Consider the following 19,714-nt stretch of genomic DNA (forward strand, 5'->3'; position numbering starts at 1 on the left):
AAGAGGGATTCCGCAACGTCTGCGAAACCCCTCTTTTTTACATTCTTCGCTGCTATGGTCCGGTTCCATTAGAGACTGTCGTTCACGTGTTGTTGGAAATACCAGGACGATGCGCACGCCTCTTTAATACTGTGCGTCGCTTTCCAGTCCAGTTCATGCTCCGCTTTGGCCGGATCTGCCACAACGGTATCAATATCTCCCGCACGCCGGCCTACAATGCTATAGGGAATGGTCAGATGATTGGCCTGCTCAAAAGCATGAACCAGTTCCAATACGCTTGTCCCCTTACCGGTGCCCAAATTGAACGCATGTGCTCCCGGACGATCGGCCATCTTTTCCAAGGCTGCCACATGCCCCAGTGCCAAATCGACGACATGCAGATAATCGCGTACACCGGTGCCGTCCGGCGTATCGTAGTCATTGCCGAAAACGCTTAGTTTTTCACGCGTACCGTCCGCCACCTGGCAGATATAGGGCAAGAGGTTGTTGGGGATGCCTACAGGACGTTCGCCCAACAGCCCGGAATCGTGTGCGCCGATGGGGTTGAAATAACGCAGGAGAATGGCGGAAAAATCCGGATTCGCCGTCGCGACATCCATCAGAATGCGCTCAATCATCATCTTGGTCCACCCGTAGGGATTTGTGGCCGCAAGGGGCATTGCCTCCTGTAACGGACTACGGTTCTCCGGCGCATACACCGTTGCGGACGAACTGAATACCATCTGCTTGACGTGATGCTTTTTCATCGCGTCCAAAATAACCATGGTGCTCAACAGATTATTATGATAATACATCAGCGGTTTAGCAACGGATTCCCCCACCGCTTTATAGCCGGCAAAGTGAATCACACAATCGACATTATGAGAGGAAAAAATCTTTTCCATCGCTTCCGCATCGGTACAATCCGCGATATAGGTCGTCAGCTTCTTTCCCGTGATTTTTTCAATGCGTAACTGCACATCGGCATCGGCATTGTAAAGGTTATCGACCACCACCACTTTGTGCTGTCGCTTGATCAATTCCACGACCGTATGAGAGCCGATATATCCCAAACCGCCACTGACTAAGACGTTCATTCTTCCTCCTTATTTTTTCTTTTTTCAAAAAAAGTCCGCCGGCAACGACGTTACCAGCGGACTTCGATTAACCGGATTTTAATTGACACCGTAGAACACTTCCATGGTAAGGCCTTCATTGCTGATCAGAGAAGCATCTTCCACACCCACATAGTAGAAAATGGTCGGATCGGCGCGATAACCGGTGATGGACTCACTTCCTTCCGGGTAGCGCAGAACAAAACCATATTCTTGCGCATGCGCTTTCAACCATTGGAACTGCTTCGTATTTTCAAAGTGATTTTCAATGCGCGGATCGGTGTTCGGCGCATTAAACTGCACACCGTAGCCGGTCTGAAATACCGTATGTCCCGGTTGCGGAACATTGGCAGGATTTCCACGAAGGACGAGCTCTTTCTTCTCCTCCTCCACGCCACGATAGGTAGTGGCCACCTCAACCTGTAAGCCATCACGCTGCATCGCCTCGAGCATGACCTTTAAGCCCGCTTCGGCATCCGGATGAAATACGGTTTCATAATCTTCCGGAAGGCGATAGGTCGCATTCACAATCACTTTTCCTTCAACGGTTTTGCATAACGTGGCATCGGTAATCATTGCCAGATCGACATTGCGCACATAACCCGTGCGCCCTTTACTTGTAACCTTGGTCCATTCGCCGTTCGTGCCGTACGTTTCGACGGTCGTTCCCGCAGCAAGCGGAGCAACAACGTGAGACTTTGTCGAATCACGGGTGAACAGTGTGGTATCGCGGCTAACCCGTAAAAAAGTATCCAGACGATCGGTATACCCATCATGCTGTTCTTTTTCCTGGGGACGCTCCTGCTTCTGTTCTTCAATTTCGACACGCGTCTTGTACTCAACGGAAACGAATTCGTTCTCTTTCGTTACAGCCTGCGTATCCTGCACCAGCTGTGCGGAAGTCGCCAATGCGGCATGCGTATCCACAGCGCTTGAGCTGTTCATAAAATGACGGAGAACAAAGCTGCCGGACAACAGCAGAAGCACGCCGGCGCAAACTCCAATAAGTACACTTTTCTTGTGGCGACGACGCTGAAGAGCTTCCCGCCGTTTACGGCGCGCTCTATAGCGTTTCTCAATTGACTGATCATTTCTCATCGACACACCTCTATATTCTTCCGCCATTCATCTACGATTCTCCTGTGTCTTTCAGGACGTATTCGTATGAAAACGGTATCCCATCAATATTCCTGTTACACTACAAGTATTATAACGAACGCCGAGATGATGTTCAAGCCACTTTACGAAAAAAAACGGCCTAAATGGCGAAAATTTCTGCTAATGAATGTGTTTTCTTCAAATCGTTCCACCACATATTGTGGAAGCTCATGAAGACGGTCGATAGTCGAATAGTCATTCATTTTGGATAATCTTCCGTTTGCAAACCTTTTCTTTTTCGATTATCGAATATGCATTCAGTTTTCGTCCATTTTACACGGTTCTGGTCAGCAGAACAAAGGGATATCGACCCTGAAAACGCGTATAAGCGTCCTCTGCCTGTTCCATGGTTTCATATAAGCCGAACATGGTTGGACCGCTGCCGCTCATGAGCGCCGCCAGCGCACCGGATTCCTCTAATTTTTCCTTTATTTCCGCCAGTTTAGGAATCGACTCAAAGGATACGCTCTCCATTTGATTTTTCATCATGGTATAAGCCTTGAGGTTGTCGTACTGCAGCAAATCAATCATTTTCGAGACCGGAATTTTACCATTCGCCTCCACGCGATCATACACATAGCGTGAGCTGATCGTGTCGCCCGTGTTGACCAGAAGCACCGGCTTCTGTGAATAATTCGGCAATGGCGTCAAAATATTTCCTCTTCCCTGCGCACGCTGCGTACCGCCGCGGATAAAGAAGGCGGTGTCCGAATCAATGCCGCCGGCAATTTCGATCAGTTCCTCCTCCGTCAGGTTCAAATTCCATATGCGATTCAATCCCACCAATGTAGCAGCGGCATCTGCACTTCCTCCGCCAAGTCCTGCCGAAAGCGGAATTCGCTTCTCGAGTTCAATGATGATTGAGTCGTCTTCTACGCGATCGCGAAGTGCGTCCCATGCCTTGTAAATTAAATTGTTTTCGTCCAGCTTAAGGTGCGGATGGTCGCAAAACAGAACGAATCCACCGCGTCCATTTTCGATCGTCAACGTATCATGAAGCGCAATCTCCTGCATCACGCCGTCCAGGTCATGGTACCCGTCATCACGCACGCCGAGAATATCCAGCGTCAGGTTAATCTTCGCATTGGCCTGTACTTCCAATTCCATGCCATCCTCCGTAGTTTTTGTCTCAAGAAAAAAGGACTCCGGAGAGTCCTTCTTCGATCAATATACCGTCAGCTTTACGGTAGAGGTTAAAACATCCGTATACGTATACGATACGGTTCGTTCCATATCAAAGGCATTCGAAATACGAACGGTAAAAACGTCATCAAATGCATTCTCAATGATGCCCTCTTTTGTGACGATCCGCTTTCGTCCTTTGTCCGCACGCACAACCACAGTACGTCCGATATTTTGCTCGACTTCACTGCGGATGGCCTGAATTAAGCTGTTTTCCTGCATACCACACCCACCTTCCTACTTTGGGTACAAATAGCATTCAAATTATACAGGAAAAATATGATTTATGCAAATTCGGTTTCAGAGCCTCCACTTTCCGCGCAATAAAGGTTTATGTGTCTAATCTTTAAGATCCCTTAAGGAGACAAAACAGCCGCAAAACGGTATCCGAGATATCTGAAAAATTGTATGAACTAAAAGTTCCTTCTCCGTGCAAAAAAAGCAACCCGCCCCATCGTATCTTGAATACGAACCGGTCCAAAAGCTCGACTGTCAAGAGCGTCCTCTCGCACATCTGCCAGAACAAATATCTCGTCTTCAGCCAGCACAACTTCTCCGGAAAAGCCATCTTTATAGAGGTCGGTTTCGCCTACCGCATAGGGTTCGCTTTGAATGATGCCATTGACCAAAACGCCCTGATCCGTAATCTGAACCCGGTCGCCGCCCACTGCAATCACACGCCGAATGATCGTCTGATCTTCCACTTGAAGGGCGACTAAGTCGCGAACCCGGCTCGTCTTGTTAAGCTTGTCCACCAAAAGCAAATCTCCGGGTTTTACCGCCGGTGTCATTTTGATCTCTTCATAACGTACCCATTGAAAAGCAAAGGTAAAAATCAAAAAGAGAAGGAGTAAAAACCCGAAGATTTTGACCATGATGGTTGAAATCAGCTTTCCCATTGCCCAAGGTTGATCAGATGTTGTTTTTTTCTCTTGGTGTTTGATGTGATCCGGGCGAAGTTTCTCCGCGCTCACTGTCCTCTCCTGATCAGTCGACATAGGCGTCTCGATGTCCTATCTTCTTGCCTTTTCCCCGGCAAACCGTCAGTAAGAAGAATCCGCTGGAAAGAACCAAAAGGCTAACAAAAGGTCGAATGGTGACTCCGGTCCGTGGTGATTCCACCGGCTTCACCGTTGGGGTCGTTGGATTCACCGGAGGCTTAGATGGATTCACCGGAGGTTTGGGCGGATTCACCGGAGGCTTTGGTGGGATCACCGGAGGTTTGGATGGATCCACAGGAGGTTTTGGTGGATTGATTGGCGGTTTTGACGGATTCTCTTTTTGTTCATGCTCAAAAACGATCTCCGCTTCCTTGGTGCCCGCTTCATTTTTGATGATCAAAATCACCGTCCATTTCCCATCGCCTTCACCCGTGTGATAGACATTAGCCTCTAATCGATAGTGTCGTTCGTCCAGCTTCCACACGCCGGATTGGGCTTGTATACTTGTGGCATAGAGGTTATACCGGTAGAGCCCCGGCCGAGTAAAGAAAATTCGCCCCGCCGTGTGGATGCCCGTTCCCTCGACGGAAAAATCGTAGGTCCCGGATGCAGTCTCCGGCAATGGAGCTCCATCCAATGCCTCTAAACGATACCGAACGACCGGTTTGCTGCTTCCATCTCCATGGATCAGTTCCTGACGCAGAGAAAGGTCATAAAAGACACCGTCCTCTCCACGGGCAAACACCCGCATGCCACAGGAAAGGAAAAAGAAATTGAAAAGGAGAAATGCCGATAATAGAAACGCCGATATGCGTCCCATTCCTTTCTTCTGCTTTCTTTTTTTCTCTTTCATCATCATTATCTCATTTCTTGTTTTTTCTTACGAAGTTGCCTCGAACACAGGATTCGCACGAACAAAGCCATTATCCATAAGCTAAGCAGAATAATAAAAACCTTATTTTTCGAGATGCTTTCCCCGGTTTGCAGGATCCGGCTAAACTTTGTATCGTTTTTATCTTGTTCAAAGGGATTTTCAAACGTTTCAGCCAACACCTGAGCAACCACGAGCTGACGCCCCTCCGTTTCTTCGGTGCATGTGCTGAGAATCACCAAGCCGGCTTGATCAAGTTCATCCGCTGTGACCTCATTGAACCGATTCGGAACAGAGCGCTTCTGCAAATAAGCCAGAAGGTTTCTCCACGCCTCTTGGGATTCGTCCGATATCTGATAAATGAGACGATCATCCCCCAGAACGCGAAGATAAGCGAGAACCCTCAGGCCATGGTGACGGCCTGAAAAGTAAAGGTCTCCGTATGGATGGTCCGCAAAAAAATGCGCATCCGAAAAATCGTCCAAATCGCCAAACATGGCATGATGCGCCATGTGGTGCCCATGGATGACCAGTTTACGGTCCGAAAAATCGCTCTTGTTCGCGGCATCCAGAAAAATACTGCCCGACCCGGAATAACGTCCTAAAGCATCGGTTGTTAAATATTTATGGTTATCCGCCGCTTGCATGACCGGATAATCAATGGATGTGCCATAGACTTCCAGCCAGCCGACCGTATCCGGATTTCTTTTTTTCAGCTCTTCAAAGCCCATCTGGAGATCTTTTTGCCCCGTCTCCGGTTTATAGGAAGCAAAGTGCTTTCCTTCCGCTTGATCGAAAACCGACTCGATATCCCAATATCCATAGAGACCGATCGCAAAAAGCCCCACAAAGAAGAGAATAAACAGAAAATCCAGCCCTCTTGATAGGGCGCTTAGGACTCGATAACCTGCGTTTTTCATCCCATCATCATTCCTGAACCGGATCATGCCGCTTCGTACTTCCTTGTTCCGGATGTTTGAAGCGGCATACCGGCTCTGCCATTACTGCATTTCTGCTTTTTTCTTATTCTTTACGACGAAGAAAAGGACACCCGCAAGTCCAGCCCCTGCGATGAGCATCATTGCCATCGAAGAGGATTGATTGGTATAAAGACCGGTAGGAACGGTAGTTTGATCCTTATCATTAAAGGCTTCGACCTTGTTTATTCCCTTGTCCGAGACCGTAATCGTATTGGCATCGGTAGCCGTTTGTCCGCCGCTGACCGACTGATACGTCAAGGTATGCGATTTTGCGTCCTTTTCGGTTGCTTCAAGCGTGCTTCCTACATACGCTTTTTCAAAAACAATCGCCTGACCATGTTTCAGATTCACGTTTAATGCCGTTCCATAAAGGACATCAAAATAGCCATTGGCATCCGCCGTGGTAATTCCATTGGCCGTCACGTCGGTTTCAAACTTCATGGTACGGCTATTAAAGATGCGCGCTCTTGTCTTGGGCGCGACAGGATCGCCCTGATTGTCCTTGCCTACCGTAAGGTCTGCCGGAGCCGTCAAGGTAACCGTGAAGGGGAAGTAGGCATTTTTATCGCCCAATTTACCCGTAACCGTCTTCTTAACGAATAAACCTTGCTTTGTTAAGGGGTCTTTTCCCTTATTTTCTTTTACTTCTTTGCTGTATTCATTTTCAAAGCGAATATCGTTTTCGTCGCCTTCCTTATAATAGTTATCCTGCTTTGCGCCATTGGCATTCGTTCCGTCATCATTCGTTAACTTCTTAACCGCGACGGAAAGAACACGATAACCGGCACCTTTCGGATTGGATTCGACAGTAAACGTCACTTGATACTTCGCTTTCGAGGTGACCAGATTGTCGATATAATCGTCTCCGTCGTGCTGTGTATAGCTGGTACTGGTTTCGGTGAGCGTATACGTGTACTCTCCGCTGCTCGTAAACGGCTGTTTTTGTTCAATAAGAGAAATGATGTCTTCGCTTGTTTTAATGCCTTTTTCATCGGCAGTATACGAAAGCTTAACAGGATCCAGCCCTAAGTCCGGCGCACCGTTTTCCGCCTGAAATTCAAATTCAAAATCCATCGCCGGATGGTTTGCGCCGCCCACGGTCTTTAGATTCTTGGTAAGGAAAAACTTCGGTAAAATCTTAACCTGCATGGGCAGAATCATGTGACCGCCCTGTGCATAAGCAACCGTAGCGGTAAAATCAACAATCGCCGGCTTGTTGGCCTGCCCTTTTACAGTGATGCCTAAAGTCTGCCCATTGTAATCGGCAAAATGGGATCCTTCCGGATATTCGCCTTCAATGGTATAACCAAGGCTCTCTAACTCCGTTTTTCCTTCCGTCATCAGGAAAGAGAAATCCGTTCCCCCATTATTGAGAACGTGCTCAACGGGAAGAACATTCGGACCCATAAGATCTTCACTGCCTAACCGAGTGGAATAGACGATTCGTCCGCCTTCAATATGGTCGGCCAAGTTGATGTCCCGATCGAGCGCGATGAGAATATAAAAAGTACTAGTATCACTATCAACAATTGCCGCACGGAGACGCGGGGCAGATTCATCCACAAATTGAATCCGTCCTTTGATATTGTCCGGTTCCAATACAGTATATCCGGCATTTTCCTCCGGTGCAGCATAAGCAAAATTAGAACTGCCCGCTAAGACAATAATAAGCGCAAGCAAGAAGCTTATGATTCGGCTTGCCCCCCCTTTGTTTTTTTCATTACCTACTCCTTTCGCCTTCTGTGCCTTCTGTAAGGCTTCCTGTTCGTACAACAATTTTTTATCATCCTATTGGTAAAAAATTAATGATATATATAATATACTAAAACTGTCCGATTTTTTCCACTCCCCCTATAGGACGAATTTTTACCCTTTTGTATCTGTGGGAATGCACAGTTGTTTTGTCCCTTTCCGCTGCCGTACAAATGGAATGAGAAACATCTCTTTGGTCAAAAAGCCCCGAGCTACGCTTTTCCACGTAGCTCGGGGCTTTCATCACATCACTTTCTTGTGAAGAATAGCGTTTATTTTTTCTTCTTCATTCCAAGATATGCACCTGCGGATAGCAGTGTCATTGCAGTGCCCATCACCAACTGAATTCCCTCTCCGGTTTTCGGCGCTTCCGGTTTTTTCGGAGGCGCTACCGGTTTTGGCTCCGGCTTCGGTTCCGGCTTTGGTGTCGGCGTCGGTTCCGGCGTTGGTTCCGGTTGCGGCGTCGGCTCCGGTTGCGGATTCGGATTCGGGTTGGGTTCCGGGGTCGGTTGCGGATCCGGCGTCGGATCTGGGTCTGGGTTCGGATCCGGGTTTGGATTCGGATTTGGGTTCGGGTTGGGTTCCGGGTCCGGATTCGGATCCGGCGTCTTAGGCGTATGGCTATTCTTAATGGTGAAGCCGGTCTTCGCATCACCGGCAATGTTTACGGTATAGCCATCCGGAACCTGAATCTCTTCGACGGTATAGACAATCTCGGTTCCCGCTGTAAGCTTCTCATCTAAGTTTTCAAATCGTGCCGTCCACTGATTATTTTCTGTCAGCTGCAGTGTTTTTCCTTCGACCGGCTGGCCGTCGGCAAGAAGCTGCACGGTAATTTCCGTCGGACGCTTTTTGTCTTGATCATCCTGATCATCCCAAACCTTATTTACCTGAATATCAATCTTTTTCGGTGTCGGCGGCGTCGGTGTTGTCTTGGTAAAGGTCCATGTTCCTACAAACTTAACGTCGGCACCATTTATCGTATCTTCCTTCTTATCCCAAGATACAAATTCCCATTTCCCGTCATTAACCTTATCGTTGTACTCTTTGTTCGCAAAATCTGACGGCGTTACTTTTGTTCCGTCGGCCTTATCCTTCTGATCCGCCGGCGTCCAATTTTTAATGTCCTGCGGTAAAGCAACTGTCAAGCCATCAGCCGCCTTAAACTCGTGAACAACCTTGTAGAGTTTGTCTTTCTTCGTATTCGTTACCGAGTAGTTCACCACAGAGCCATCACCATCAGCTGTCTCCGTTATCGTTTTGGTATAACCGTCCGGAACGGAAGGTTCATCCACTGTATACGTGATTTCTGTTTTACCATCTTCGAGGTACTTGTCCAATTCATCGAATCGCTTCGTAAGATTCGTTCTATCTGCGGTAAAGCTTCCGTTCATACCTGCCGGAACAGGAGTAAGCGTTATTGTCGCCTCTTTCGCTTGTTCTTTTGCACCTTTATCATCCCAAACTTTTTCTAACTTGATTTCAAGCGGCTTCCAGCCGGCATATACGTGCAACGCATTGGGATCAAGAATTGTGGTGATTTTATTCTGTGTATTCACAAAATAGGCATCCGCAAAGTTCACCTTAGAAGAAGCGACATCATTCTTTTTCGTATTTTGGAAAGGTGTCGTGTTGGCATCCACCGGTGGCTGCTTTGGCGTATGGTTGTACCATCCGTCAAAAATCCACTTGGAAACCGGCTTCTCTTCCAATTCGGTCAGATAGGCAACGGCAACATCATTCACGGAAACTTTGGGCTCACCGTTTCCGGAACCAAAGAAGGTGTAAAGTTGCTCTTTTTCCTTCGAGCCATCCTCGAATTTTGCACTCTTCTCATTATAATTCGCATGATACGTCATCTTGGCGCGCTGCCCCAAAACAACGGTTTTCTCATTCGGATTGAATACATAGTCCCATGTACCAATTGATGTATGATCATCGACATCCGCAATGGGCTGACTTGCATCTTTTGATACATAATAGAATTTTTTGGCGTCTGCAGCGGTTGGCGTGTAGCCTTCCGTTCCACCTGCTACCGTATAACCGATGTATCTTTCCTGTGTCTCGGAATAGCGATCTAAAATGCTATCTGGATTATTATGATTTTTCGGACTCTCACTAACCGAAACATTGATTTGATTCGTTAATGCACCGGTCAAAAGGATCTTGGACTGGCCATCAAGGACACGAATATCCTTGTCGTCGAATTTTGCTTTCGGGGTTATAATAACGTCTTGATCCGCGTAGATGTTCATTCCGCCCATTTCATTTTTATTGAGTGCATGTCCATCCTCTGTCCTATATTTTGGATCGCTATGATCGTTATATTTTACGTTCTTCTCAAAATTCGCATCATCAATCTTTAGATAGCCATCATTATAAATTCCGCCGACCATCTGGTAAGCCTCATTGCCGGCTATTTGAGCAGGCCCATTATCGCTTCCCGTTATCGTTACTGAACCTTCATTAAAAATACCGCCGGCATTATTTGATTTCGTTTTCGATGAGATAGTACCGCCGTTAATCGTTACCGTATTGCCTTCTCCCACGAACATCGCGCCGCCATGTGCAGTGCCTTGCCACACATACGCAGAGGTGTTTACGATTGTGGTATCTGTCATCGTTAAGGTAACGGCCGCCTTATGGCCGGCAGCCTTCGCGACCGATATTCCGGCCCCGGCACCGTCCACCATAAAGTTTTTAATCGTTGTATTTTCAATTTTCGCTGTAACCGTCGATCCATCGTAGAAGCAGATGGCTCCACCGGTATTAGCCGTATATCTGCTACCATTAAACCATGCGCCGGATCCTTCAAGTGTTGAGTTGGTTAGATTAAATTCACCATCTTTATCAACTTGAATTAAGCCGCCCGCTTCAACTACTCGAGTACCCTCACCCGCTTTAAAAGTAGACCCGTTAATGGACAGGATAGATCCTTCGGATGTAATTGCTCCACCGGCGACGCCAAATCCCCAATCACCTTGATTTGGCAGAATTGTAAAATCGCAATTCTCGATAATGGCATTATGGTTCCCCTTGCAGCGCTCAAATTTGATTGCACCGCCTGTATTAAAGGGGCCTTTTACTTCAAATGTAGCGCCGTAAATCGATACTGTTGATTCTGTTGCTTCGATCGCGCCGCCCTGTCTACCACCGGCATCCCCGGAGCCGTCCAGATGGTTGCCGGTAAACTTTGTTGTCTTTTTTTCAGTAACACTTTCGTCATTGATGGTAAGCGTCGAGCCCGGATGCAATTTTATGGCTCCGCCTTCGCCGTTTGCACCGGGTTGTGGTGTAATGGCACCCGTATAGTTGTTAATGAATTGTCCACCTTTAACCGTGATGTTTGCCGAATAGGAAACAATGGCGCCGCCGTGTGGAGCACCGGGTTTCGGCACTTCGGCTTTAGTGTGGTTCTTTTCAAAAATGGTATTTTCTACATTCAGCGTCGTATGGGCAGCATAAATTGCGCCGCCCTCATAGCGCTGGGTATCCTTGCCGTCAACCACTTTCTTGGCAAACGGCTCCGTTGTTGCGTTTTTAAGGGTTGAATTTTTTATCGTCACATTCGCTTCGCCGGCATCAATAATACGCCCATGTTCCTGTCCGTCAAAGACAATGTTGTCAAACGTTACGTTTGCATTGTCAGCAATGACAAACATATTTTCAACGCCGGAAGCCAAACTTAGCGTTTTTCCGGAAGATTTAATTTCACCGCTGTAGGTGGCGGGAATGTTTAACTCCTCCGTTACGGTGATGTCATTCAGTAGAGTAATCGAGTTACCCCCCCCTATTGCATTTTTAAGTTCTGTCAGGTTCGTAACCGTGACGTCGGCAGCAAAGGCCGGTTTTGCCCAAAGCATGGTCAAGAGCATCAATATGCCTGCGAGGACTATGGGTATCTTATGGCGTTTCATTTGTTCTTCCCCTTTCATGTGAACAGTTTTTCCTCGGTGTCTACTTCAAGAACGCGCGATAGGCGCGATAGGTTTCATAGGCGTCTGCCTTGGAGGCCAGTTCGATCGGCGCGTGCATGGAGAGCATGGCCGTTCCGCAATCGACGACATCCGCACCGTATTCGGCAAGAATATAGGCGATCGTTCCGCCGCCACCGGCATCTACGGCACCGAGCTCAGCGGTTTGATAGATTACGCCGTCGGCCTTGAAAATCTGACGCACCTCATTTAAGAATTCGGCATTGGCATCGTTGGAACCGCCTTTTCCGCCGGATCCCGTGTACTTGGCGATGGCTACGCCGCAACCGAGGAGTGCCGTGTTCTGCTTTTCAAAGACTTGTGTGCCTTCATATTGCGGATCAAACGCGGCGGTGACATCTGCGGAGAGCACGCGGGAATGGGCCATTGCGCGCTTGAGATAGAGCTCGCTATACTCGCCTTTAGCCGAGGCGATAATCTCCGCTACGGCATTGACGAAGAAATGAGACTTCATGCCGGTGTTGCCGATGGAGCCGACCTCTTCTTTGTCCACGAAAAGGCCGACTGCCGTGCGCTCAGGCTTTTCCGTTTCTAAAATGGCTTTCAGGTTGGCAAAGGAGCAGATGCGATCGTCATGGCCATGCCCCGCGATGAGCGAGCGGTCAAAGCCTACCTCACGCGCCGGACCGGCGGGAACGGCTTCCAGTTCCGCCACCTGAAAATCTTCTTCTTCAATGCCATATTTTTCATGCAGAATGGACAGAACATTCGTCCGAATGGGATCCTTGTCGTCTTCCTGCTTGCCGCGACTGCTGTGGCCAATCACAATTTGAAGCCGCTCGCCGGTGATGTTTTCGGCAGAGGTTTTCTGGTTGGGATTATGGGACAGATGAATCAGCAAATCGTTGATGTAGAACACCGGATCGGTGGGTTCCTCGCCGATGTGCACCTCGACACGCTTGCCATCTTTCGTGAACAGCACGCCGTGCAATGCCAGCGGCGTATTCACCCAATGGTATTTTTTCACGCCGCCGTAATAGTGTGTGCGTAGATACGCCATATTGCCGTCTTCATGCAGCGGATTGGCTTTAATATCCAGTCTCGGTGCATCAATATGCGAGCCGACAATATCCATGCCATCGCATAAATCCTTGCCAACGACAAAGAGCGCGGCGCTTTTTCCGCGGTTGGAAGCAACAATTTTATCGCCCGGCTTAACGCCCTTCTTGAGCGCCTCGTCAAGCATCAGAAAGCCCGCCTCTTTCGCGGCGTTCACAATGTAATCATGGGCTAAGCGTTCTGTTTTTGCCCGAGATAAAAAAGTGATGTATTCCCGGCTATAGGCTTCCATTTCCTTACATTCATCATCCGTGAGGGCTTCCCACACATTCGTTCTCTCGTATTTCATACTTTTCCTCTCCCGAATACCATTCCCTACAAATGTTGTCTTTAACATTCCAATAGCTAACCGACAGACGGGTGCGAATTGTCATTTGTTCCTCAGTCTGTCAAAACAATAAAACTCGGCTTTCGCCGTGGTTGTTTACTTCTTTATTATAGTAACATAACTCACCCGCCCATCGCATTGATTCTGTAGTCTCCTTTTGCTACACTGATGCTGTTCCGCAAAGAACCCCGACAAAATGAATCGTCTTTTGTTTCATTTTGTTTCTTTTGGATAAAAAGAGTGATAAGGTTGTATCCGAAGTAAGGAGGCACAATGAATCTGTTTCAACATCAATCGACCGCGGAGGACATCACCCCGCAGGATAAAGTAACCGCTTCGCCGGACAGCGAAAAGGAAAACAACGAAAAGAAAGAGGTGCTGATCACCAAGGATATGCTCATTTCGGAAGTGATTCAGCGTAAACCCCGCACCATCCAGACCTTAATGCTCATCGGCATGGGCTGTATCGGTTGCCCCAGCTCGCTCATGGAAACCGTAGAGCAAGCCGCCTGGGTACACGGTATTGACCCGGATATGCTGGTGGAAAAGCTGAACGAGTGCTAATAAAAACGACGTAGGAGAGAAACTTCTCCTACGTCGTTTTTTCGTGTTTATTTATTTCTTCAGCAATTCGCTAAGCTTCTTCTGATCAAAACCGATGATTTCTTCTCCATCCACAACGATAACGGGAACGCCGCGATAGCCGCGATCGAGCATCCATTTGCGCGCTTCGGCATCCGCCGCCACATCCTTTTCCGTGTACGCAATGTTATTATCCGCCATAAACGCCTTTGCCGCCTTGCAATGTACACAGGTCGGTGAGGTATAAATTGTTACTTCTGCCATTGGATTATCCTTTCTTTTTCGACGTTTTACTTTCGCTCGTCTTTATACCCAAATGTTTGCCAAAGCGCTACGAAATCCTCCGGTGAGAGGTTCTCCGCTCGTGCCGTCTTCGGCAAGCCACGTGAAACCAGGAACGACTCGATGGCTTGGGCATCCGCTCCGGTCGAATGCATGAGTGATTTTTTCACCATCTTTCGCCGTTCCAAAAATGCCTGCCGAACGATGGCATTCACGGCATCACGCTGCGTTGCGGTGAGATTGCCCAGAGGATCTTTTTTCAACTGTACCACTGCCGAGTCCACTTTGGGCGGTGGCAAAAATGACGTGCGCGGAACCATAAATGCTTTGGTTGCTTTGCCATAAAGTGCCAGTAAAAGCGAAAGCGCGCCATACGTTTTCGTTCCCGGCGCGGCCGTCATGCGATCCGCCACTTCGTTCTGCACCAGCACCGTAATGGTTTCGACCGGAAGCGCATCATCCAGAAAACGACGAAGAAGCGGCGTTGTAATGTAATAGGGAACGTTGGCGACCACGTGCACGGCAGCTCCTGTCGCCAGCCGTTCGAGTTCTTCTTCTAAGGGAAGTTTCAATGCATCCCCCTTCAGAAGCGAAAAACGCGGATTGTCGCCAAAGGCTTCTTCCAGTACGGGATAAAACGTGCGATCCAATTCTACGGTAATCACGTGTGCACCCGTTTCGAGAAGCGCTTGGGTCAGCGTTCCGATTCCCGGACCGACCTCAAGAACCGTATCTTCTGCGGTAATTCCTGCAGTCTCCACAATCTTGCGTACAGCATTGCCGTCAATGAGAAAATTTTGACCCAGCGACTTCGTAAAGCGCAAATGATGACGCTTCATCACCGTACGAAGAACGGAAGGCATATATAGGCGTTCGTCGATCATTTGCTCCCCCCTGATCGCTACATGGCTGACTTTCCCTCGTTGTCTTAGGTGCCTTCCCGGTTATCCGAAACCTCTCGTCGTTCCTCATGAACGGCCTGCATAGCGGTTTCAAATTCCTCCCGGGTGACACCGAAATCGTTGAGGCGTGCCAACATCTGTTTGGCATTGCCGTAGCTGATTCCCAGTGCGGCAGCCAACGCGATGCGCCGCTCCTTCGCTCCCGGAGCACCGTCCAAGCCGTGCGCAAAGAGATCCGCGGCATCAAATTCATGCCGTTCTTCACAAAGCGTCGCCCGCGCACGTTTGAGCGCTTCACGAATGGCTTCTGGGGAGGCATTTTCCACACCGATGTCATCGCCTTTCGTCGCTGACAAACGGGTGATATACGCATGTTTTGCCTGCGGGACATGCTCGGTAAGAATACGACGAATGCGCTTTCCGGCATAATCCGGATCCGTCAGGATGATGATGCCGCAACGTTCGGCCGCCTCTTCGATATCCTTCAGGAGGCGCGCATTCAAGCCGTGACCGTGTGTCGTCAGACACTGGGCATCCACCGCCGCTTTCACAGCGGCAACGTCATCCTTGCCTTCCACAACAATGACTTCTTGAATGCGCATCAGAATGTCTCCCCTCTTCGGATCGCGGACGAAGCGCCGTCTTTCTCGCTCTTTATCGAACTACAGGCGCTATCCCCAGCACTCGCTCCGAAAGGAAGAGCGAAGAAAGAGATGGTGTTTTGTCGCACCTGCTTTGCCAGCGTCGGCAACGATTCTTGCCGAAGTTCGGCAATGGTTTCCAGCGTCCTCGCGACATACCAGGGCAGGTTCAATCGCCCCCGATACGGCACCGGCGCAAGATACGGTCCGTCTGTCTCGATCAGCAAACGATCACCGGCTACGGTTTTGGCTAACTCCTTCGGCCAGCGAGCATTCTTGAACGTCACCATGCCACCGAGGGAAAGAAAATAGCCAAAATCCGCCAATTCTTTCCAGATTTTGGGATCTTCATTGAAAGAATGCATTAAAGCGCGAATCGAGGAGCCAAAGTTTTTCAAGATAGCCAAGGTATCCTCGCACGCTTCGCGGCTGTGGATGACCACCGGCAAATCCAGTTCCTTCGCAAGCGACAACTGACGCTCAAACACGTCCCGCTGCGTTTCACGCGGCGAAAAATCGTAATGATAATCCAAGCCAATTTCACCGATCGCAACGACTTTCTTTTCGCCGGCAAGCGTGCGCATCTGTTCTTCCCATTCAGATGTATAGCCCGAGGCTTCATGCGGATGCGTCCCGATGCAGGCAAACACGCGATCGTATCGGTGCGCCAACGCAAGTGCTTTTATGGAACTGGCTTCGTCGCAACCGGGATTGACCACCGCCTCAACGCCTTCGTTTTCCAACGCGAAAAGAACGTCCTCGCGCTTTCCGTCATAGGCGTCATCATCGAGGTGACAATGCGCATCAATGAGCCACAGTTTATTCTCCGGCGCAATGTCCGGACGGAAAGGTTCGGTGTTCGCCAGTGGCCGCTCGGTCGTTTCCGCTTGATCCATGCGCTCAGTCACGGTCCCCCGCCTTTTCGTGCTGACGGCGGAGCAGTTCTTCGACACTAATGCCCAAGCGGCTTGCCATTAAGCGGTTATTGGCATCGGCGATTTTTTCCATTGCCTCTTCAATCTTAAGGCGCGGAAAGAGGGGATCGCCTTTTTGCACGTGCGTCCCTGCGGGCAACTGATTGACTTCCCCGGCATGCAAAAAGCCTTTGCCGGCGTAGCCCAACTGCGCAAACATTTTTGGTGCGGTCTCCGGCATGAAGGGAATAAGGAGCGACGCCACCGTCGTTAAGCTGTCAAGCAGACGATACAACACAGTATTCAGGCGTTCCTTCTTTTCGGGATCCTTCGCCAATGCCCAAGGTTCGGTCTCATCAATGTATTTGTTGGTGCGACGTATGAGCGTCCAGATCGCTTCCAGACCGCGCTGAAAATCATAATGTTCCATGGCCTGTTCCAGGGTCTTCGGTGTCTCTTCCTGTAGCGCCGTCAACTCCTCATCCGGTGACTGCGGAGCCGTCGGTTCCGGAACAATGCCGTCGTTATATTTTTCGACCATGGCCACGCTGCGCGAAAGCAGGTTTCCTAAATCGTTGGCCAGATCGGCATTGAGACGTGTCAAGAATTTGCGCATTGCGAAATTGCCGTCCGCCCCGAAGTTAAATTCCCGAAGAACAAAGTATTTCAATGCATCACGACCGTATTCCGCAATCAACGGTTCGGGGTAGATCACATTGCCTTTGGACTTGGACATCTTGTCGTCATCAAAGAGAATCCAGCCATGCCCGAAAATGGTATCCGGAAGGGGCATATCAAGAGCCATCAATACCGCCGGCCAGATAATGGAATGGAAGCGCATAATATCGCGCCCGACAAAGTGTACAGCTGCCGGCCAATAATGTTGAAATTTCTCCGGATTATCGCCGAAGCCGATGCCGGTCAGATAGCAAATGAGCGCATCCACCCAGACATAAATGACGTGCTCCGGATCAAAAGGTACCGGAACACCCCATTTCAGACGTTTACGAGATACAGAAAGATCTTCCAGGCCATCCTTGAAAAACGAGCCGATCATCTCTTTCTGGCGATTTTCCGGCTGCATGAATTCCGGATGGTCTTTGTAATACTGCAACAGACGATCCTGGTAGTCGGAGAGACGGAAGAAATAGCTCTCTTCTTCACGATGTTCCACAGTGCGTCCGCAGCTCGGACATTTTCCGTCCTCGAGCTGCGCTTCCGTCCAAAATTCCTCACACGGCGTGCAGTAGTATCCTGAATAGGTTCCTTTATAGATGGCGCCTTTGTCATAAAGGCGCTGGAAAAGTTCCTGTACGTCTTTTTCGTGTTGCGCGGACGACGAACGCACAAAAGTATCCGGCTCCACATCCAAAAGCGCCCACAGTTCTTTGATGGAATCGACGATGGGATCAATGTATTCCAACGGCGCAACGTTTTTTTCTTCCGCAATACGTGCGAGTTTCTCGCCATGCTCATCGGAACCCGTTACATAATAGGCGTCATAGCCCTGTTCCTTTTTGTAGCGCTTGACCGCATCGGCAATAATGGACGTATAGGTATTGCCCAAATGCAAATTTGCGCTGGGATAATAAATTGGTGCAGTAATATAGAACGGCTTTTTTCCGTTCTCGTGATGATCACACATAGTGGCTCCTTTCGTTTGAAACGGCTGGACACATTATAGCATAGCCATTCCCACAGCCATATGCTCTATTCATGCTATAATGAAACGGTATTTTCCAAAACCGCCAAGAAAGGAGATGGCATGCGTCAGCCGTCGCTGTTTTTCAAAAATGCCCTTTTGCAATTTACGTTTTTCATCAGCTTTTGCATGATGACGGTATTCACCGTGTTGTATATGCAATCGCTCGGTTTTACCACCCTTCATACGGGCATCATCTTTGGGCTGGCCAACTTCTTCGGTGCCTGGCTGCAAATGATCACCGGGCAAATGGCGGATTCTTCCAAGGTCGTTACGATTAAAGAAGTCTTGCTGGCGCACGCCGGCATCGCAGCGCTGGCCATGGTACCCTTAGCGTTTTTCTCAGCGAGCGGATTTGTTGTCCTGGCGTCTTTTTTTGTATTTAGTCTTTTGGCACAGGCGATACAAGGTCCCATCAATGCCGTATCCGTCGCTTTTGAACAAGCGGGTTACCCCATTCAGTTCAGTGTGATTCGCGGCATCGGCTCAGCCAGCTACGGGCTGACGTCGCTTTTTGCCGGCATGTATTTTGATCACTACCCGCTGACACAGCTTCCGCTCCTGCTTTTTGTCAGCATGACCCTCTTCGGTCTGGTGATTTTTCTTTTGCCGCCGGTACCGGTCGGCCAGCGTCGTCCCGGCGTGAAAGCCGTGGGCGTAGTGGATCCGCCGACGCAGCATTTTTATCGCAAGTATCCTCTTTTCATTCCTCTGGTGATCGGCTTTACGCTTCTCTTTGCCGGACACATGGTCATTAATACCTATCTGGCGCTGCTTGTGAAAAATGTGGGCGGCGGAGCGACAGAAGCAGGCATCGCGGTCAGTTGTGCCATTGTGATGGAGGTCATTTCCCTCTTCAGTTACGGACATCTTCGTCGGCGCGTTTCAGATCGCTTTCTGATGGGCATTGCCGCGTTGGTCTTTACCATTAAAGCCATTATTCTGTATTTTGCGACCAATGTTTTTCTGGTCTACATTTCGCAGTTGTTCCAGTTTGCCACCTTTCCCTTTTTCACTGCCGGCATCAGCTACTTCTCCGCCGCGATCGTCGAAAAAAAGGATCTCGTGAAGGGACAAAATGTGGTGACCATCATCATGTCTTTAGGTGGCGCGGTGGGATCGCTTCTTGGCGGTATCGTCCTCAATTTTTTGAGCGTCCCCTCGGCTCTGCTGGCTACCGTCGGCATTAGCCTTGCCGGCAGCGTGATCGCGCTTTCCGGCATCCGGCAGGCAGGTACATGGATCAAGGCGAAGCAAAATCCCGGCAAAAAGGAAACGCATGTTTCGTAAGAGAGGACAAATTGAATCTTCCGGCGTATGATAAGAAGAAC

Annotated in this window: 17 protein-coding genes; 2 read left to right on the top strand and 15 right to left on the bottom strand. The window is 49.2% G+C overall.

Annotated elements, in window-relative coordinates:
• Positions 1-68: 68 nt before the first annotated feature.
• The 10 genes from galE to BN3910_RS04500 form a co-directional block, all read right to left on the bottom strand.
• On the bottom strand, positions 69-1,076 hold the full coding sequence (gene galE / locus BN3910_RS04455; protein ID WP_066924755.1) for a UDP-glucose 4-epimerase GalE: 1,008 nt from the start codon (positions 1,074-1,076) through the stop codon (positions 69-71).
• A 78-nt stretch (positions 1,077-1,154) separates the two neighbouring features.
• Positions 1,155-2,219 carry a M15 family metallopeptidase gene (locus tag BN3910_RS04460; protein ID WP_066924757.1) on the bottom strand — a complete coding sequence of 355 codons (1,065 nt, stop codon included), beginning with the start codon at positions 2,217-2,219 and terminating at the stop codon, positions 1,155-1,157.
• Between the two features lie 306 nt (positions 2,220-2,525).
• Positions 2,526-3,359, bottom strand: coding sequence for a 4-(cytidine 5'-diphospho)-2-C-methyl-D-erythritol kinase (gene ispE, locus BN3910_RS04465; RefSeq protein WP_066924759.1), 834 nt, complete (start codon positions 3,357-3,359; stop codon positions 2,526-2,528).
• 57 nt (positions 3,360-3,416) lie between these two features.
• Complete coding sequence (locus tag BN3910_RS04470) at positions 3,417-3,656, bottom strand: Veg family protein (protein WP_066924761.1); 240 nt, start codon at positions 3,654-3,656, stop codon at positions 3,417-3,419.
• A gap of 191 nt (positions 3,657-3,847) precedes the next feature.
• Positions 3,848-4,408 (bottom strand): signal peptidase I, encoded by a 561-nt coding sequence (gene lepB / locus BN3910_RS04475; RefSeq protein ID WP_066924763.1) that lies wholly within the window; start codon positions 4,406-4,408, stop codon positions 3,848-3,850.
• A gap of 13 nt (positions 4,409-4,421) precedes the next feature.
• Complete coding sequence (locus tag BN3910_RS04480; protein ID WP_148417324.1) at positions 4,422-5,195, bottom strand: hypothetical protein; 774 nt, start codon at positions 5,193-5,195, stop codon at positions 4,422-4,424.
• Between the two features lie 38 nt (positions 5,196-5,233).
• The gene (gene srtB / locus BN3910_RS04485; RefSeq protein WP_187367687.1) at positions 5,234-6,166 is read right to left on the bottom strand and encodes a class B sortase; all 933 of its coding nucleotides are present in this window, start codon (positions 6,164-6,166) and stop codon (positions 5,234-5,236) included.
• 81 nt (positions 6,167-6,247) lie between these two features.
• Positions 6,248-8,002, bottom strand: a complete 1,755-nt coding sequence (locus BN3910_RS04490; protein WP_066924767.1) for a DUF7601 domain-containing protein — start codon at positions 8,000-8,002, stop codon at positions 6,248-6,250.
• 248 nt (positions 8,003-8,250) lie between these two features.
• Positions 8,251-11,895, bottom strand: a complete 3,645-nt coding sequence (locus BN3910_RS07680; RefSeq protein WP_187367688.1) for a Cna B-type domain-containing protein — start codon at positions 11,893-11,895, stop codon at positions 8,251-8,253.
• Positions 11,896-11,935: 40 nt separating this feature from the next.
• On the bottom strand, positions 11,936-13,321 hold the full coding sequence (locus tag BN3910_RS04500; RefSeq protein WP_066924771.1) for an aminopeptidase: 1,386 nt from the start codon (positions 13,319-13,321) through the stop codon (positions 11,936-11,938).
• Positions 13,322-13,633: 312 nt separating this feature from the next.
• On the opposite strand from BN3910_RS04500, the gene BN3910_RS08050 reads away from it, so the two are divergent.
• Positions 13,634-13,924: a DUF1858 domain-containing protein gene (locus BN3910_RS08050; protein WP_197457226.1), complete on the top strand. Its 291-nt coding sequence runs from the start codon at positions 13,634-13,636 to the stop codon at positions 13,922-13,924.
• A gap of 51 nt (positions 13,925-13,975) precedes the next feature.
• Here the strand turns inward: BN3910_RS08050 and BN3910_RS04510 are convergent, their stop codons facing one another.
• The 5 genes from BN3910_RS04510 to metG are packed head-to-tail and all read right to left on the bottom strand — an operon-like array spanning position 13,976 to position 18,326.
• Entirely contained in the window at positions 13,976-14,206 is a 231-nt protein-coding gene (locus BN3910_RS04510) for a glutaredoxin family protein (RefSeq protein WP_066924773.1), read from the bottom strand.
• Positions 14,207-14,232: 26 nt separating this feature from the next.
• Positions 14,233-15,108: a 16S rRNA (adenine(1518)-N(6)/adenine(1519)-N(6))-dimethyltransferase RsmA gene (gene rsmA / locus BN3910_RS04515; RefSeq protein ID WP_066924775.1), complete on the bottom strand. Its 876-nt coding sequence runs from the start codon at positions 15,106-15,108 to the stop codon at positions 14,233-14,235.
• 44 nt (positions 15,109-15,152) lie between these two features.
• On the bottom strand, positions 15,153-15,728 hold the full coding sequence (gene rnmV / locus BN3910_RS04520; protein ID WP_066924777.1) for a ribonuclease M5: 576 nt from the start codon (positions 15,726-15,728) through the stop codon (positions 15,153-15,155).
• Positions 15,728-16,675 carry a TatD family hydrolase gene (locus tag BN3910_RS04525; RefSeq protein ID WP_066924779.1) on the bottom strand — a complete coding sequence of 316 codons (948 nt, stop codon included), beginning with the start codon at positions 16,673-16,675 and terminating at the stop codon, positions 15,728-15,730. Before BN3910_RS04525 ends, rnmV begins: the two co-directional genes overlap by 1 nt.
• The gene (metG, locus tag BN3910_RS04530) at positions 16,668-18,326 is read right to left on the bottom strand and encodes a methionine--tRNA ligase (RefSeq protein WP_066924781.1); all 1,659 of its coding nucleotides are present in this window, start codon (positions 18,324-18,326) and stop codon (positions 16,668-16,670) included. Before metG ends, BN3910_RS04525 begins: the two co-directional genes overlap by 8 nt.
• Positions 18,327-18,446: 120 nt before the next feature.
• Here metG and BN3910_RS04535 point away from each other — a divergent pair, with 120 nt between their 5' ends.
• Positions 18,447-19,673 (top strand): MFS transporter, encoded by a 1,227-nt coding sequence (locus tag BN3910_RS04535; RefSeq protein WP_066924783.1) that lies wholly within the window; start codon positions 18,447-18,449, stop codon positions 19,671-19,673.
• The last annotated feature ends 41 nt before the right edge of the window (positions 19,674-19,714 follow it).

This window comes from Murdochiella massiliensis (assembly GCF_900059565.1).
Classification (GTDB): Bacteria; Bacillota; Clostridia; order Tissierellales; family Peptoniphilaceae; genus Murdochiella; species Murdochiella massiliensis.

Excerpts from the sequence above, each read along its gene's own strand:
- galE (WP_066924755.1), bottom strand. The coding sequence starts at position 1,076 with ATGAACGTCTTAGTCAGTGGCGGTTTGGGATATATCGGCTCTCATACG.
- BN3910_RS04460 (WP_066924757.1), bottom strand. The coding sequence starts at position 2,219 with ATGGCGGAAGAATATAGAGGTGTGTCGATGAGAAATGATCAGTCAATT.
- ispE (WP_066924759.1), bottom strand. The coding sequence starts at position 3,359 with ATGGAATTGGAAGTACAGGCCAATGCGAAGATTAACCTGACGCTGGAT.
- BN3910_RS04470 (WP_066924761.1), bottom strand. The coding sequence starts at position 3,656 with ATGCAGGAAAACAGCTTAATTCAGGCCATCCGCAGTGAAGTCGAGCAA.
- BN3910_RS04480 (WP_148417324.1), bottom strand. The coding sequence starts at position 5,195 with ATGGGACGCATATCGGCGTTTCTATTATCGGCATTTCTCCTTTTCAAT.
- srtB (WP_187367687.1), bottom strand. The coding sequence starts at position 6,166 with ATGAAAAACGCAGGTTATCGAGTCCTAAGCGCCCTATCAAGAGGGCTG.
- BN3910_RS07680 (WP_187367688.1), bottom strand. The coding sequence starts at position 11,895 with ATGAAACGCCATAAGATACCCATAGTCCTCGCAGGCATATTGATGCTC.
- BN3910_RS04500 (WP_066924771.1), bottom strand. The coding sequence starts at position 13,321 with ATGAAATACGAGAGAACGAATGTGTGGGAAGCCCTCACGGATGATGAA.
- BN3910_RS08050 (WP_197457226.1), top strand. The coding sequence starts at position 13,634 with ATGAATCTGTTTCAACATCAATCGACCGCGGAGGACATCACCCCGCAG.
- BN3910_RS04510 (WP_066924773.1), bottom strand. The coding sequence starts at position 14,206 with ATGGCAGAAGTAACAATTTATACCTCACCGACCTGTGTACATTGCAAG.
- rsmA (WP_066924775.1), bottom strand. The coding sequence starts at position 15,108 with ATGATCGACGAACGCCTATATATGCCTTCCGTTCTTCGTACGGTGATG.
- rnmV (WP_066924777.1), bottom strand. The coding sequence starts at position 15,728 with ATGCGCATTCAAGAAGTCATTGTTGTGGAAGGCAAGGATGACGTTGCC.
- metG (WP_066924781.1), bottom strand. The coding sequence starts at position 18,326 with ATGTGTGATCATCACGAGAACGGAAAAAAGCCGTTCTATATTACTGCA.
- BN3910_RS04535 (WP_066924783.1), top strand. The coding sequence starts at position 18,447 with ATGCGTCAGCCGTCGCTGTTTTTCAAAAATGCCCTTTTGCAATTTACG.